General features: G+C 41.2%; 16 protein-coding genes. 6 read left to right on the top strand and 10 right to left on the bottom strand.

Annotation, left to right across the window (positions count from 1 at the left end):
* Positions 1–203 precede the first annotated feature (203 nt).
* The gene (locus F957_RS19830) at positions 204–1,013 is read right to left on the bottom strand and encodes a PhzF family phenazine biosynthesis protein (protein ID WP_016542255.1); all 810 of its coding nucleotides are present in this window, start codon (positions 1,011–1,013) and stop codon (positions 204–206) included.
* A 200-nt stretch (positions 1,014–1,213) separates the two neighbouring features.
* On the opposite strand from F957_RS19830, the gene F957_RS0120475 reads away from it, so the two are divergent.
* Positions 1,214–1,819: a LysE family translocator gene (locus F957_RS0120475; RefSeq protein WP_032861003.1), complete on the top strand. Its 606-nt coding sequence runs from the start codon at positions 1,214–1,216 to the stop codon at positions 1,817–1,819.
* On the opposite strand, the gene F957_RS19835 is transcribed toward F957_RS0120475, so the two are convergent.
* From F957_RS19835 to F957_RS19860, 6 genes are all read right to left on the bottom strand, one after another.
* Complete coding sequence (locus F957_RS19835) at positions 1,800–2,696, bottom strand: LysR family transcriptional regulator (RefSeq protein WP_016542253.1); 897 nt, start codon at positions 2,694–2,696, stop codon at positions 1,800–1,802. The two genes, F957_RS0120475 and F957_RS19835, sit on opposite strands and share 20 nt — an antisense overlap.
* Before the next feature lie 358 nt (positions 2,697–3,054).
* On the bottom strand, positions 3,055–3,906 hold the full coding sequence (gene asd, locus F957_RS19840; protein ID WP_016542252.1) for an archaetidylserine decarboxylase: 852 nt from the start codon (positions 3,904–3,906) through the stop codon (positions 3,055–3,057).
* Positions 3,903–4,751: a sulfurtransferase gene (locus F957_RS19845; protein ID WP_016542251.1), complete on the bottom strand. Its 849-nt coding sequence runs from the start codon at positions 4,749–4,751 to the stop codon at positions 3,903–3,905. The genes asd and F957_RS19845 overlap by 4 nt, the downstream gene beginning before the upstream one ends.
* A gap of 374 nt (positions 4,752–5,125) precedes the next feature.
* Positions 5,126–6,343, bottom strand: coding sequence for a nicotinate phosphoribosyltransferase (pncB, locus tag F957_RS19850; RefSeq protein WP_016542250.1), 1,218 nt, complete (start codon positions 6,341–6,343; stop codon positions 5,126–5,128).
* Between the two features lie 143 nt (positions 6,344–6,486).
* A complete protein-coding gene (locus tag F957_RS19855; RefSeq protein WP_016542249.1) occupies positions 6,487–6,972 on the bottom strand; it encodes an ankyrin repeat domain-containing protein in 486 nt (161 codons plus the stop codon).
* A 125-nt stretch (positions 6,973–7,097) separates the two neighbouring features.
* Positions 7,098–8,621: a catalase gene (locus tag F957_RS19860; protein ID WP_016542248.1), complete on the bottom strand. Its 1,524-nt coding sequence runs from the start codon at positions 8,619–8,621 to the stop codon at positions 7,098–7,100.
* A gap of 197 nt (positions 8,622–8,818) precedes the next feature.
* Between F957_RS19860 and dtd the strand changes: the two genes are divergently transcribed.
* Positions 8,819–9,259: a D-aminoacyl-tRNA deacylase gene (gene dtd / locus F957_RS19865; protein WP_016542247.1), complete on the top strand. Its 441-nt coding sequence runs from the start codon at positions 8,819–8,821 to the stop codon at positions 9,257–9,259.
* Between the two features lie 50 nt (positions 9,260–9,309).
* On the opposite strand, the gene F957_RS19870 is transcribed toward dtd, so the two are convergent.
* The 3 genes from F957_RS19870 to serB form a co-directional block, all read right to left on the bottom strand.
* Entirely contained in the window at positions 9,310–9,789 is a 480-nt protein-coding gene (locus F957_RS19870; RefSeq protein ID WP_004657026.1) for a hypothetical protein, read from the bottom strand.
* Between the two features lie 148 nt (positions 9,790–9,937).
* On the bottom strand, positions 9,938–10,273 hold the full coding sequence (gene aciT, locus F957_RS19875; protein WP_004657025.1) for a ciprofloxacin tolerance protein AciT: 336 nt from the start codon (positions 10,271–10,273) through the stop codon (positions 9,938–9,940).
* A 406-nt stretch (positions 10,274–10,679) separates the two neighbouring features.
* Positions 10,680–11,900, bottom strand: coding sequence for a phosphoserine phosphatase SerB (gene serB, locus F957_RS19880; protein ID WP_016542246.1), 1,221 nt, complete (start codon positions 11,898–11,900; stop codon positions 10,680–10,682).
* A gap of 61 nt (positions 11,901–11,961) precedes the next feature.
* Here serB and F957_RS19885 point away from each other — a divergent pair, with 61 nt between their 5' ends.
* The 4 genes from F957_RS19885 to nusB all read left to right on the top strand — a co-directional run bounded on the left by F957_RS19885 (position 11,962) and on the right by nusB (position 15,598).
* Positions 11,962–13,260: a DUF4175 domain-containing protein gene (locus F957_RS19885; RefSeq protein ID WP_167539971.1), complete on the top strand. Its 1,299-nt coding sequence runs from the start codon at positions 11,962–11,964 to the stop codon at positions 13,258–13,260.
* Positions 13,261–13,541: 281 nt separating this feature from the next.
* On the top strand, positions 13,542–14,663 hold the full coding sequence (gene ribBA, locus F957_RS19890; RefSeq protein ID WP_016542244.1) for a bifunctional 3,4-dihydroxy-2-butanone-4-phosphate synthase/GTP cyclohydrolase II: 1,122 nt from the start codon (positions 13,542–13,544) through the stop codon (positions 14,661–14,663).
* Positions 14,664–14,674: 11 nt separating this feature from the next.
* Positions 14,675–15,145 carry a 6,7-dimethyl-8-ribityllumazine synthase gene (ribH, locus tag F957_RS19895; RefSeq protein WP_004657017.1) on the top strand — a complete coding sequence of 157 codons (471 nt, stop codon included), beginning with the start codon at positions 14,675–14,677 and terminating at the stop codon, positions 15,143–15,145.
* Between the two features lie 3 nt (positions 15,146–15,148).
* Positions 15,149–15,598: a transcription antitermination factor NusB gene (gene nusB / locus F957_RS19900; RefSeq protein ID WP_004657014.1), complete on the top strand. Its 450-nt coding sequence runs from the start codon at positions 15,149–15,151 to the stop codon at positions 15,596–15,598.
* The last annotated feature ends 12 nt before the right edge of the window (positions 15,599–15,610 follow it).

Raw genomic sequence — 15,610 nt, 5'->3', positions numbered from 1 at the left:
GTCGGGCTTTTTCGTATTCCTTTCACTAGATACAACTCCTGTCATATCTCACGTCCTGATGCACAAACTTATCATTCTTGTTTTATGTTTTGGAACTTCCTGTTCCTGATGAGTTGATATTAGGCAATTCCACTGAGGCTGAAAATGGGACATTGCCCTGAATTGATGTAAGCAAAAACGTACATGGTTTTTTAGTTCATCAATTAAATGAAAATTTCACCTTCTAGATATAAGCGACATTCGCCTGAAATTTCAATTCGGTCATTTTCAAGTAACTTGCAATACAGTACGCCCCCTCGTTTTGAAGCTTGATAAGCAACAATATTTTCTTTGTTGATGAATGGCTGCCAAAGCGGTATCAGTGACGTATGTAATGAACCCGTAACAGGATCTTCATCAATTCCCATTGAGGGCGTAAAGTAACGGGAGACAAGGTCAAACTGAGCAAAGCCTTCATCTATAGCATCATTTAATGTGGTAATCGCGACACGTCGCCCACCAAGTTTTTTTATCAGATCAAAATTCGGCTGTTCATTTAAAACGGTTTGGGTATTTGGATAGATCACGATATAGGCCTGTGGATTGATATACACTTCAGTGATTTCTTGAGACAGACTGTCTTTTAAGGCTGGGGGAATCACCTCTAATCGATGAGGAATCTGTACAGGAAAATTCATTTTGATTCGGCCCTTTTCACTGCGAGTAATAAAAAACTCGCCCAAGTTCGCCACATGAAAAACTAACGATTCAATTTCAGGTTGATTTTTAAAAATAATAAAACTGGTCGCTAGCGTGCCATAACCACAAAACTGCACTTCTTTGACGGGTGAAAACCACTTAATTTCATAATTTTGATCATCAATTTTTCTGGCAAAACTGGTCTCTGACAAATTGTTTTCTAATGCAATATTCTGCATTACATGCTGATCTAACCACTGTTCTAATAACACAACCGCAGCAGGGTTTCCTTTAAATACTTGATCACTAAATGCATCGACTTGGTAAATTTTCATGATTTCTAGCAGCAATAATTTTTAGATAAGATACTCAACTCATGCACCCAATAATGTTTGTTTTTGATGAATAAAATGCGTTACTGCTTCACTTTAAACCCTCAAAAAATCAAAATCTAATTTTGATAAAACCAGACTAATCTTATTTAAACCAAACGGTATCATCTCATTTTAAGCTTTAATTAAAAAAGATATCAGTAATGTCTCTTTCTATACTTATCAGTATGTTTCTTTTCTCATTCACCATGTCCATTTCACCTGGACCCATTAACATTACCATTCTTTCATCCAGCTTAATGTATGGATTTAGAAAAACACTGCCCTTTATCTCAGGTGCAAGCATTGGCTTTAGTTTACTGCTTATATTTTTAGGTTTTGGGATATCTAAAACCATCATGCATTACCCTACATTTTTTATGATCATTGAGGTTTTAGGTAGCTTATTTATTTTCTATCTCGGTCAAAAAATTATCTTTTCAAAAGCAGAAGTTGAAATATCAAACAATATCGTTACTGCTAAATTTATGGATGGATTTCTCTTACAATGGCTCAATCCCAAAGCATGGATTGCCTGCCTCTCTGGTATCTCATTATTTTCTTCACCAGTGAGTTATCATCCCTTGATTCTATTTATCCTCATCTATTTCTTTACTTGCTATATCTGTTTAATCCTTTGGGGCATTTCGGGGCATCATCTCGCCAAAATATTAACCAACTCACACCAGCTCAAAATCCTGAATATTTTAATGGGCGGGTCTTTAATCATTCTATCCATTTATATGCTGATCAAACTCTTTTGGCATTAAATGATTGATACAACCGCTCAAGCAAGGCATAGGCAATCCCATTCATTGGAATATTAGCAGGCCAAACTGCATAAACACGTAACGGCTCTAGTATCCAAGCGGGTAAAACTTTCACGACTTTTCCCTGTTCAAGATCGGCTTGGATTAAATCATCAGGAGGTGCTGCCAGCCCTGCATTTAATTTTACCAGTTCATATGAGGCTTCAACATTATTCACATAAATATAAGGCTGATATGAAATTTCTATTTCTTCTCCTGTATGTTGATGCCGCAATATTCTCTTATTTTTTCTCATACTCAAACCAATCCATTTCATCTGGATCAGATCTTTAGGATGAGTAATAACGTGCTGCTGATTTAAAAACTCAGGGGTTGCAACGATACTTCGGGCTAAAGGAAATAGATAGCGAGCTTTAAATGAACTATCTGGAAGCTCGCCAATTCGAACAGCAATATCCACATTCTCTGCGATCAAATCTGTCCGGCTATCATCACAAGTAATATGTACAGTTAAGTCCTGATACACCTCACAAAATGTTGTGATACATTGCATTAACTCACTATGGATAAAAACCGCAGGAATCGAAATATGCAATTGTGTCTTTCTCAGAATAGAACGTTGCTTAAAATCTGAAATACCTGATTCATAGGTTGCCAACATAACTTGGGCGGTATCTAAAAGTTTTTGCCCATCGTGAGTTAAGGTCATTTTCCGCGTATTTCGATAAAATAAGGCACACTCTAAATTCTTTTCCAATTTGGCCAAATGCAGACTAACCGTTGCGGTAGATAAGCCTAATGCTTTGGCCCCTTTTGAAATTGAACCAAACTCAGCAATTTTCGCAAAAATAATTAAATATCGGATATCTTCAATCATACGTTTCAATCTACAGCAGATAAATGCATAAACAGGAGCAAAATTAATCAGATATCGTCATGTTTCTTTTATAACGTATATAAAAATTGAAACTGGATAATGCTGCTGAAAAAATACAATACAGCATAAAAACAGTCATATTGATCAGTGGTCGATCCAGAAAGTAGTTACTGAATATGGTTGCGAAAGTTAAAATTCCTAAAAATTCAAAAAATGAAAATTGTGGTATTAAAAATTTCATCATTATTTGCCTTTATTTTAAATTATCTGAGATTATTTCAAGTACTACAAAATATATAAGATTTAAACTATAAATAAAAAGCCCCAATTTTGGAGCTTTTTAAAAATTACATCTAAATTAAACCGAATGACCTAAACGCTCACCCATCACCACCGTCGAATTGGCTTTAAACTGTTCTTCCCAAACCATTTTATCTTTTTCAAATAAAACCACAGCGGTTGAACCTAGGTAGAAACGACCTAACTCTGCACCTTTATCCAATTTCATTTGATGATGTTGCAATTCAACTTTGCCAGAGGGTTTCACTTTACCTGTCGCAACCGTTTCAATCCCTGCCACAATCATTGCACCAACTAAAACCACCGCCATACGACCCAGCTCGGTATCAAACAAACACACCATACGTTCATTACGTGCAAACAAACCCTGTACGTTTTCAGCCGTGGTTTGGTTGACCGAGAACAACTCACCTGGAATATATAAAGTTTCGGTCAATGTGCCCGCCAAAGGCATATGGACGCGATGATAATCTTTTGGCGATAAATACACGGTCGCAAATTGACCATCCTGAAAAGGTTTTGCCAGTTGTGGATCACCAATCAATTTCTCAACAGAAAAGCTTTGACCTTTGGCTTGAAAAATATCACCCGCTTCAATTTTACCCAGCTGTGAAATCGCACCATCGGCTGGACAAACAATGCTATCCGCTTGTTCATCAATACCACGAACACCCTCTTTTAACGCACGGGTAAAAAATTCATTAAATGACTTATATTGCAGTGCATTGCTTTGCGCTGCAATGCTCATATCAATGCCATATTTTGCTTTGAAGGCCTGAATCACAGCAGTTTTTACCAAGACATTTTCACTTGCGGCAACCTTACCAACCACACGACTCAGTTGATGTTGTGGCACAAGATTCTGTGCTTTGATAAAGAGTTGTTTTTTTAAATCTGCTGTAAAACTCAAGACGGTGACTCCCCTGAAATAATAGGACTATCGAGGCGATTGCCCCATTCACTCCACGCACCATCGTAGGCTCTCACTTGCCAATTGAGCAACCTTGCCAAAATATACGCCAAGCCAGAACGATGATGAGACTGACAATACACCACCACAGGTTGTTGTAAATTAAAGCCTAATTGTTCTAAACGTTGTTGTGTGCGTTCAAGCGGGTGTAATTTTAGATGATTTTCACGGTTTAGGGCAGTACTCCATTCAAAATGCAGTGCATTTGGGATGTGACCGCCGCGTCGCGCAGCGAGGCGTAAGCCTGTATATTCCTCGTTAGTACGGCAATCCCAGAGTTGAATATTGTCTTGTTCAACTTGTTGTAACAATTCATGATATTCGATTCGGTGCTGCTGTACCGTATCTAAATCAATCTGGAACAGATCAGCAACGGGTTGGACTGGATCAACTTCAGCTGTGGTCGGTAAACCTGCGCCCAACCAGCCGTGAATGCCGCCATTAATCAAACTGGTGCGGTTAAAACCCAAACAATGTAAATTCCAGATTAAACGTCCAGCCCATGCCCCGCCTTCATCGTCATAAACCACGACATGATGCTGAGGTGAAATATTTAACTTCTCAATTAAGGCCTGTAAACCTGCTAACTCAGGCAATACCCCATTGGCTTGTTCTTGTTGTGCAACCAAGTATTTAGGTTGTAAATGAATTGCATGGGGAATATGCAATTGTTCATATACCGAAGCTCGGCTTAAATCGACAATACGAATCAACTCGCTGCCCAAATACGGCACCAGTTGTTCAGGCTCAATCAGTAAACCCAGTTTAAAATCTACGTCAGTCATGGTTATGCTGTTTTATCATCCGCATTAGGGGTGATATTAACATAGCCGACTTTTTATCTTTGTCTGATTTTTTGCATTCATTTAGCAGAAAAGTAGATATACCGACTGATGAATATCCATAATGCTTTTGAGGTTTGATATGACCTATCCTATGAAATAGGATACTCGAAAACGTCATCCACAACCTGCGTAATATCTACAAGATATTGTTTCTGCGAAATATAAAATAGTCGAAGGAAATGAACAGGTTTTGTGGATGACAATGGTTTTGCCTACTTTTCCCGAAAGAAAAGTAGGTCGAACCGAAGGTTGAACCTAATATTTAAAAAATGCCCAGTAAGATACCGCCATCACCATCCTCTAAATTTGTTTGCTTAGACACTAACTTCGCTCTCTTCAATATCAAACACCTGACGCAAATACGCCAAGAAGGTATCATTATCCGTCATGGTCTTCCCTGGACTATCCGAAATCTTCGCTACCGACTGACGATTACACTCCACCAGTTTCAACACAATATTCAACGGCTTCTGTCCCATATCATTGGTCAAATTAGTACCAATCCCGAAGCTTACCTGAAAACGGTCTTTAAAATACTGATGCAATAACCATGCTTTTTCCAAATTCAACCCATCACTAAAGGTCAACATCTTGGTCTTGGTATCAATCTTGAGTTTGCGATAATGTGCATACGCCTTATCACCCCACTCATACGGGTCACCACTGTCGTGGCGTAAACCATCAAACAGCTTCGCAAAATACAAATCAAAATCACGCAGGAAAGCATCCATTCCCACCACATCGGTCAAGGCAATACCCAAATCACCACGATATTCTTGTACCCATGCTTCCAATGCGGCTTTTTGGAAATTACGTAATCGCACATCAAGCGCCTGAAACGCCTGCAAGAACTCATGTGCCATGGTACCAATCGGGCTAATCCCTAATTGCTTGGCCAATAATACATTACTGGTGCCTCGGAATACTTTGGGTGCCGCAGCCTGAAAGGCTTGCACCACATGTTTCTGCCATTCAAAACTATAACGACGACGCGTACCAAAATCAGACACTAAGAACGGTGGCTCTTTATCTTGTTGTTCTTGGGCATAATGCTGTAATTGCAGCAATTTCTGTTGCAGGCGGCGCTCACCCTCAAGCAATACCTCATCGCTACGGATACGACGGAAATACAATTCATTGACGATAGCTAAGACAAAAATCTCAAACATCATCGCCTGAACCATAGGCCCTTCAATTCGGATATCTAAACGCCCAGCCTCATCAATACTGGCTTGGATAAAACGACGTTTCAGTTGGAACAGTTCCAGATAATCAACAAAATCACTTTTAATAAAACGCAATGAACGCAGGTACTGTAATTCATCTTCTGCAAAACGCAGTTCACACAGCAAATCCAGCTGCTGATTCAAGTCATCCAAAATATCTACTAAAGGATAAACCGTATCTTCTAAATTGCGGCAACGAAATAAATACACACTATGCGTTTGCGGAAACTGATGCAACACCACCTGTAACATGGTGAATTTATATAAGTCGGTATCCAGTAAAGATTGAATAATTGGTGTAGACATGACTGAATTAGGATCTATTCTATTTCAAGCATTAAAGCATACTTTTATCCAGAAATGAGACTGTCTACGACGATGGATATTTTTCTCAAAATCATCTGATTGAACGTCTTTTAAAATTCAATAGCTTAGGGAAATAGCAAAGTTTAGTTCGAGAGTTCAGCCTGAATCTGTTTTAAGCGTTGCTGTTGTCCGAATTGAATTGCAAACTGTTCAGCGCTGAGTTGACCCATTTTTGCGGCATTAACATCACAATCGACCTGACGCAATTGTTTGGCAATGCTCCATTCCGCTTTGACAATCGCCCCCATTAAGGCCGTATGTCCACGTTTGTCTCGGAGACAACGATTGGCGCCTTGTTTAATCAAAACATCAACCGCTTCTTTTTGCCCATAATAGCTCGCCATCATCAGTGCGCTATAACCAGAGTGATCCTGCACATCGATCGGAAAACCATGCTTTAAAAACTCTTGTAAAACCTCAGTATTGCCAACTTTTGCTGCTGAAAAGAACAGCTCAATCACTTCATCTGAACCATTCACTGCGGTCGAAACTGTGTTCGCATAACTTGAGACGGATAAACTACTGCAGAATAGGCCGATTGCACATAATGTAGCTCGTAAATGAATCATCACAATATCCTAAAATTAAATCAGGAATGCCTGTAACACTCGCCCTAGGTGCAGGAAAGGCTATTGAGGTTACAGGACTTTCTGGGGGTAACATTCAGGCACCTGTTACCACATGCTAAAACGACTTATTCGTCTTTCAATTGCGCTGCTTTCGCTTGAGCATTTTTAAGATTGACACCCACAGCCTTGGCAAGACGTGTTCCATAATCTGCATCGGCTTTATAGAAATAAGACACCATGATGGTCTTGGTCTCGATATCTTTGACTTGTCCAAGGTCTGCAGCAAGATTACGAATCAAGTCATTCTTTTCGATTGCAGAATAACTGCGATATAACTCACCTGCCTGTTTAAATGGCTGCTCTTTTTGAATCGCATGCTGCATCACTGTTCCTTGTAAAGGTGTAGCAACTGCACGTGCAATCTCAGTTGAAGGCTTCGGTTCAATCGTACTTGGCTCATAATTGACATGTGACTCAGTTTGTCCCATGTTCATAAAACCTTCTTGGTTGTTGTTATTCACCGCAACCCGAGGACGATTCACTGGAATCTGTTGATGATTGGCACCTAAACGATATAACTGGGTATCCGAATAAGAGAAGATACGACCTTGTAATAAACGGTCTTCTGACGGTTCAATACCTGGAATCAAGTTGCCTGGTGCAAAAGCCGATTGTTCCGTTTCCTGAAAGAAATTCTTCGGCATACGATTCAACGTCAAGGTTCCGACTTTGACTTCAGGCACCGCATCACTTGGCCAAATTTTAGTTGCATCTAATGGATTGAAATCAAATTTATCTAAGTCTTTTGGATCAAGTACCTGAATGTACAAATCCCATTTTGGATAATTACCTGCATTCACATTTTTATACATATCATTGGTTAAATGATTCCAGTCCTGACCTTGAACTTCACGTACCTGATCAAGATTCAAACCTTTCACACCTTGTTTAGAACGCCAGTTGAACTTAACGTACTTATATTCACCCTTGTCGTTATAGAGCTTGAAAGCATGTACGCCAAAGCCATCTAGCGTGCGATAGCTTTCTGGTGTGCCTAAATTTGAATAGACATAGGTCAACATATTGATTGACCAAGGCTGACTTTTTAAGAAGTCAAAAATACGGTTCGGATCTTGAACATTGCTGACTGGATCAGGCTTCATGGCATGGACAAAATCAGGGAACTTGATCGCATCACGAATAAAGAATACCGGCAGATTATTGCCGACCAAATCCCAATTGCCTTGCTGCGTATAGAATTTCACGGCAAAACCATGCGGATCACGTGCGGTTTCAGGCGAACCCTTCGGATGGATGACGGTTGAGAAGCGGACAAAAACAGGGGTGGTTGTACCTGCCTTAAACATCGATGCGACAGTTAAATCAGACAAATCTTTTGTTGCGACAAAATCACCATAGACGCCTGTACCACGTGCATGCACCACGCGTTCAGGGATACGTTCACGGCCAAAACGTTGTAATTTTTGAATCAGCTGGACATCTTGCAACAAGGTTGCGCCATTGGCACCCGCGGTCATGGAGTTTTGATTGTCACCTACAGGTGCACCATTGTCTTTGGTTAAAGGGGCTGCATACGCAGTGCTCAGCGTTGCTGCCATTATTGTGAATAAAAATGTTCGCTTAAACATACTGTTAAATCCAAAATCTAAATACCTTTCCTGCACGGGGACTATACAAAGATTTAGAAAATAGATAAAAAAGATAATTTTAATAAAATAAATCGAAAAATAAGATCATAGTGAATCCCCCATGTTGCAAGCTCGATGTAAAGCCGCCAAATCTGCTAGACTGCGGCATCTCTATACCCAACAGATCTTTAGTTTTTATGCGTGCATTAATTCAACGTGTCCTCGAAGCCAAAGTTGTGGTTGACGGGCAAACCACGGGCGAGATTCAACACGGCTTATTGGTGTTTCTAGGCCTAGGTAAAGAAGATACTTTAGAAAAAGGCCAAAAGCTGATTGATAAAATATTGAAATATCGTATTTTTGATGATGAACAAGGTAAAATGGGCTGGAATGTCAGCCAAGCCAATGGTGGACTGCTACTCGTCTCTCAATTTACGCTGATGGCGCAAACACAAAAAGGCTTAAGACCAGATTTTGGCCCTGCCATGCCACCTGCAGCAGCCAAAGACCTGTATGAGCAATTGGTCAAGTACGCACAACAACAATTTAACCATGTCCAAACTGGGGTTTTTGCCGCAGATATGAAAGTGCATCTGATCAATGACGGTCCAGTGACTTTTAACCTAGAAGTCGAATAAATCGTGGCAATAAAAAACTCCCCAGTGGGGAGTTTTTTATGTCAGCGCATTTATTTGCCTGTTTTTTCTTTAATAAAGGCACGTGCTTGACGAATTTTTTCTTTGACTGGTTTTGGCACTTTTGGTGGAATCAATTTCGCTGCTTGGTTAAACCACACCAATAAGCTAAAGTCACCTTCCATTTTGATGCTACCATCTTGCATACCCGTCATAAATGCGGTTGGGTCACCTTTCAACAAAGTTTTAACACCTTGCTCGCTTGATGCAAATTGTAAAATAAAGTCTGCTTTTTCTGGGCTACCTGCAACCGTATCAATCTTGCCACGATTCACAAGAATCTGACGAGCAAAGCCTAAATCTGTACCAATCTGAATACGGAATTCACGGTCATGTACCAATTCAATAAACTTTGGGCTGGTACGTGCCAATTGCTTCATACGCAACGCCAAACCTGCCACTAATAAATCCAGCGGATCAGTGCTTACATCAACGATAGGTAACTTAACCACAGGTAAAGAAGAAAGCTTCATGACAATTATGCCTACAGTATTATGATGAAAATTAAGACAACCGTATCCTAGCACAGTTGTAGAGCGGTCTGTAAAAGCTTTGTTGCAAAAAATTAGTACAAAAAAGGCATGCTGAGCATGCCTTTGATGTTGTTCGAATTATTATAATTTATCTGCTAGAACATTGTTGCTGGTCATCCTTATAAACAGGTGTATGTTCAATATACTGGCGATTTGCCAGCTGTTTTTGTGCTTGTTTGTCTTCACGTAAAAGAATAAATGTAACCGTCATCATCGCGAGGCTCAAGGCGGTTAGGTAGCTATAAGCAACGGACATCTCGAACATGGTTTGCACACCAAAGCGCACCACTTCTAATAGTCCCCAGCACAGCATACCTGCCAACATAAAACCTAACCAACGACGATAAGGAGAAAAGAAAACAGCAATAACTGCGACAGCGATTAAGCCAAATCCAACCAACATGGTGAAATTCGCTGCTTCCATAGAAACCTCCGTCTTAAAAAGGGTGATCTGTATCGTGTTCAGACCTCTATCTTGTTCTGTAATCTCTAACAGTACTTCGTGTTGCATTAACGTCTTTATGCATTATGGAGCGTTTTTTTTAGAAAAAAAGAGCCTGAAATTAACCTTACGACACAAGCTGTCGCAATATGCTTTTGTCATTACATTTTTAAAACAGAGAAAAGTCCTGAATGTCCATATAGCATCAATTGCCGCGTGTCATTACAAAAAACTATGCCTCTTTTTTACTGCAAAAAAACTTTTTTCGGAATTTTTTTATCGTTGTTTTTCTATACATTTAGACATAATTATGACGGATAAATGACGTACAAAAATTGAATAGGGCCGCTGAAAAAGCGACCCTATTTTGAAGCATTTTAGCGTCAGCTTAGGCACGATTTAAATCTTTGTCATGCATACCTAATAAGTACAATACGCCATCCAAACCAACACTCGATATGGCTTGATTGGCATTTTGACGAACCAAAGGTTTAGCACGGAATGCAACCCCTAGACCTGCAATTGAAAGCATCGGTAAGTCATTGGCACCATCACCCACGGCCATCGCCTGCTCTAGCGAGATCCCCATTTTTTCTGCCAGTTGACGTAGCAGTTCAGCTTTACGGGCACCATCCACAATTGCACCTTTGACCTCACCAGTAACCACACCATTTTCGACATCTAAAATGTTGGCATGTACTTCATCAATCCCAAGTTTTGCTTGTAAGTACTCAGCAAAGTACTGGAAACCACCTGATAAAATTGCGGTTTTATAACCCAACGCTTTCAATGTTGAAATGAGACGCTCCGCCCCTTCAGTTACAGTCAAGCGCTCCGCAATCTTTGGCAACACCGAAGCATCTAAACCTTTTAATAACGCCACACGGGCACGGAAGCTTTGTTGGAAATCAAGCTCTCCCAGCATCGCACGCTCAGTAATTTCAGCCACTTGTGCACCGACGCCTGCTTCTAATGCTAGTTCATCAATGACTTCTTGCTCGATCAAGGTGGAGTCCATATCAAAGCACACTAAGCGACGATTACGGCGATAGGCATTGTCTTCCTGCACCGCAACATCAATATTTAATTCACCAGATAAACTGAGGCAAGCTGCACGCATCGCCTGTGCATCCAGCATCTGTCCACTTAAACCAAACTGAACACAAGCACGGCGTGGGAATGGGCTTTCCGCATCAAGTTCTAAACGTCCTGATAATCGGGTAACCGTTTCAATATTAAAGCCCTGACTCGACACAATTTTTGTCACTGCTTGCAGGTGTGCAGCCGTCAGTTCTGGCGCAAGTGCGGTCACGATATAACGTGTTCGACCGCCTTCACTCACCCATTGATCATATTCTGCGTTGGAGATTGGTTTAAATCGCACAGTTAAGCCAATATCATGTGCTAAAATCAGAATCTCTTTCATTGCTAATGCTGTTGCGGTCTCATTATCCGATGCAACAACGATCCCAAGGGTCAGTTGATTATGGATAACCGCCTGACCGACATCGAGAATTTGCAAAGAATGTACGGATAGTACCTGCATTAATCGAGTAAACTGATTCGGTTGATCTGGTCCTAGAAAGGATATAAGAATGATTTCTCGCATGAATTGACTCGTGGTTGAGCGACAACTATTGTAAGAATCATAACATAACCCATGAATCTATTTGCCTTGGAAGTTTAACTTGAATGCGCCTCGCCAAGGGCTATTTGCTAGCCTACTGATCGTAAGTTTTGCATTGCATACCTTTTTATTGGTGATTGCAACGACACATCAACTCAATGAAAACCGCGCTAGCCAAGGACAACTGATGACCAGTCAGTTAGTGGCAGATAGTCTTGCAGAGTTGGAACCAGCCAATACCGTTTCACTCGCGTTGGTGGCAAATCGTTATGCCACCAATCCAAGTGTTGCCTCTATACGAATCTTGGACGCCAATAAACAAGTGCTTGCAACCAGCGGCATGGCCAAAACTCGCCAAGGCGAAGTTTTTGTTCGAGATGCGCTACAAAACGAAAAGAAAGTGGGTACCGTTGAAATTACCTTAATCCAGCCGAGTATCGGTGAGATTTTACGGACACAATGGTTAGCTATTTTAGTTTCTTTATTTATTCATGGATTAATCTGGCTGGCTTATCGCGCGATTGCGCGTCCAACCCGCAGTGAATACTTGGCACGCATCAATCAAGAAAATCATCTCAAGCATGAGATTCAGCGTTTAACCCAAGCATTGGCCTTGGAAAAGCAAAATACCGTGACCTTGGTCGCTCAAGCACAGCAACAAGCAAAAGCTCAACCAAGCAAAGCACGCGTAGAAAAAAGTCCAATCGAGTCAGCGCAATTGGATGATCAAGCTCTGGCACTCAATATTCAGTTTTATGATCCGAAGCAATTGCTCAGCAGTGTGAATCAGTCTGTTTCTGTCCCATATTTCAAGCTGTGCCAATTGTTCTTAGATAAAAGCATTGCACTCTGTGCCAAGCATTACCAAATTGATCCTACTCAAATTCAAGTGGTTCAGGAATTTAATGCGGAAGGCGCAACTTTGGCAACCAGCTCGGAAAAATCACATGCACTGGAATGCCTGATGATGGTGGGTGCTGTGTTCCAATTATTGGCCGATGTTCTGTATAAACGTTATCGTGAAGATAAACGCTTTGCGCTACAAACCCGTGGTGCGGTGGCAAGTGCAGTTGATGCCATGCAACTGGATGCCGTTGAAGCGGCAAAGCGCTTAGCGCAGCATTTACATGCCAAAGAAGCGGCATTGCATTTAAATCACGAGCAACTTAAAAATGTTCAAAACAGTTATGAATTGGTAGCGATGCCAAATCCAAGTAATATCATGACACGCCACGCCTTTATGATTAATGGCATGAATGAAGAATGTGCAACCTTAGCGCAAACGCTGCGCACCGAAATTCTAATGGGTAAAAAAGCCAAGGCATCAACAGAGTTTGAATAAATCGCGGTTCGCACAGGCGAACCAAGTGAGCTAACAGAAGGCTTTGTCTCAAGATAAAGCCTTCTTTTTTTATTGAGCCTGATCAATCTCAACAAGATAAAGCCGCTCGACTTTCTGATTAAATGGCAAATACGACGCCAAATAAAGTATGGCTTGACCAGTTTTTTAACTGGTCTTGTTATTGATAAAGAAGCACAGGCGAAAATTTTTAAAATGCGGTAAACTATGCCAGATTTATCGAATACTAGTGCCTGAAAAGGCAGCATCAAAGGTGAAAGCGAATGCCGCTGAGTCGTGTTGAAGAGCTTGTCGCAGATATTCGTGCAGGCAAAATGGTTATCCTTATGGATGACGAAGATCGTGAAAATGAAGGTGACTTAGTCATCGCTGCAACGCATGTTCGTCCTGAAGATATTAACTTCATGATTACCCATGCACGTGGCTTGGTCTGCCTGACGCTCAGTCGTGATCGTTGTAAGCAACTCAACCTCCCTTTAATGGTTGATCAAAATGGCGCACAGCACGCAACCAACTTCACGCTTTCGATTGAAGCGGCCGAAGGCATCAGTACGGGTATTTCAGCCGCTGAACGTGCACATACCATTCGTACTGCAGTGGCAGCACACGCTAAACCAAGTGATATCGTCCAACCAGGTCATATCTTCCCATTGATGGCACAACCAGGTGGTGTACTACACCGTGCAGGTCATACTGAAGCAGGTTGTGACTTGACCCGTTTAGCTGGTCTAGAGCCGGCTTCTGTGATCTGTGAAATTATCAATGATGACGGTACAATGGCACGTCGTCCTGATTTAGAAGTATTTGCAGAAAAACACGGTTTAAAAATTGGCACCATCGCGGACCTGATCCATTACCGCATGACCAATGAGCAAACGGTTGAACGTTTGTCTCAAGAAAGCATCGAAACCGAATACGGCGCATTTGAACTGTACAAATATCGTGAAATCGGTAATCCAGATATTCATGTGGCATTGGTCAAAGGTGATCCGAAACAGGGTGTGACTACGGTTCGTGTACATGGTTTCAGCCCGATTCGTGATTTATTGAAACTCAATAAAGCCGATGGCTCATCTGCTTGGAATTTAGATCTTGCAATGAAAACCATTGCTGCCAGTGATCGTGGTGTGTTGGTGTGGATTGGTCAGGATCACCTAGAAGATCTAGGCCCTGCACTCAATAGCTTAAACCAACCAAAACCATTGAAATCCAATGCAGCACTTTCTCATCAATATCAAACCATTGGTGTGGGTGCACAGATTTTACGTGATTTAGGTGTTGAGAAAATGAAGCTGTTGAGTTCTCCTCTTCGTTTCAATGCCTTATCTGGTTTTAATTTAGAGGTAGTGGAATACATCACTGCCGATCAAATCACAGCAAAATAATCGAGGTTGCTATGGCAATTCGCCGAATTGAAGGTTTATTACATCTCGCAAGCGAAGGTCGTTATGCGATCTTAGTGGGTCGTTTCAACAGCTTCGTGGTTGAACATTTACTCGAAGGTGCGATCGACACATTGAAACGCCACGGCGTTGCAGAAGAAGCGATCACTGTGATCCATGCACCAGGTGCGTGGGAACTACCGATCGTGGCAAAGAAATTAGCGGCTTCAAATCAATTTGATGCCATCATTGCATTAGGTGCAGTGATCCGTGGTAGCACACCACATTTTGATTTTGTTGCGGGCGAATGTGCAAAAGGTTTAGGTGTAGTTGCACTTGAAAGCACAATGCCTGTGATCAATGGTGTCTTAACCACAGATAGCATTGAACAAGCAATCGAACGTTCTGGTACGAAAGCAGGTAACAAAGGTAGCGAAGCTGCATTGACTGCAATCGAAATGGTTAACTTATTAAAGGCAATTTAAAGCATGTCGCAAACACTTCAGGCCGCTTATGCAGCGAAACGCAAAGCACGTCGTTTTGCTGTACAAGGGATTTATGAATGGCAAATGAGTCATAACCCAGTTCATGAAATTGAAGCACGCACGCGTGTTGAAAATGCCATGCACAAAGTTGACCTTAACTATTACCATGAATTGCTCACTCAAGTGGTTGCTCAACATGAAGCTTTAGATGAGTTACTCATCCCTGTACTTGACCGTGAGTTAAATGCCCTGGATGGCGTAGAACTTGCAACCTTACGACTAGGTGCATATGAACTTCGAGATCATCTCGAAGTTCCGTATCGCGTTGTACTTGATGAAGCGATTGAGCTAGCTAAACACTTTGGTGGTGCCGACAGTCATAAATACATCAATGGTGTATTAGACCGTCTTTCATCAAAGCTACGTGAAGCTGAAAAACAGCAAGCAAAATAATAGGCTTGTGTT

This window comes from Acinetobacter gyllenbergii CIP 110306 = MTCC 11365 (assembly GCF_000413855.1).
Lineage (GTDB): Bacteria > Pseudomonadota > Gammaproteobacteria > Pseudomonadales > Moraxellaceae > Acinetobacter > Acinetobacter gyllenbergii.
The sequence above is the reverse complement of the archived record's forward strand: the minus strand, read 5'-3'. Positions and strand labels throughout refer to the sequence as shown.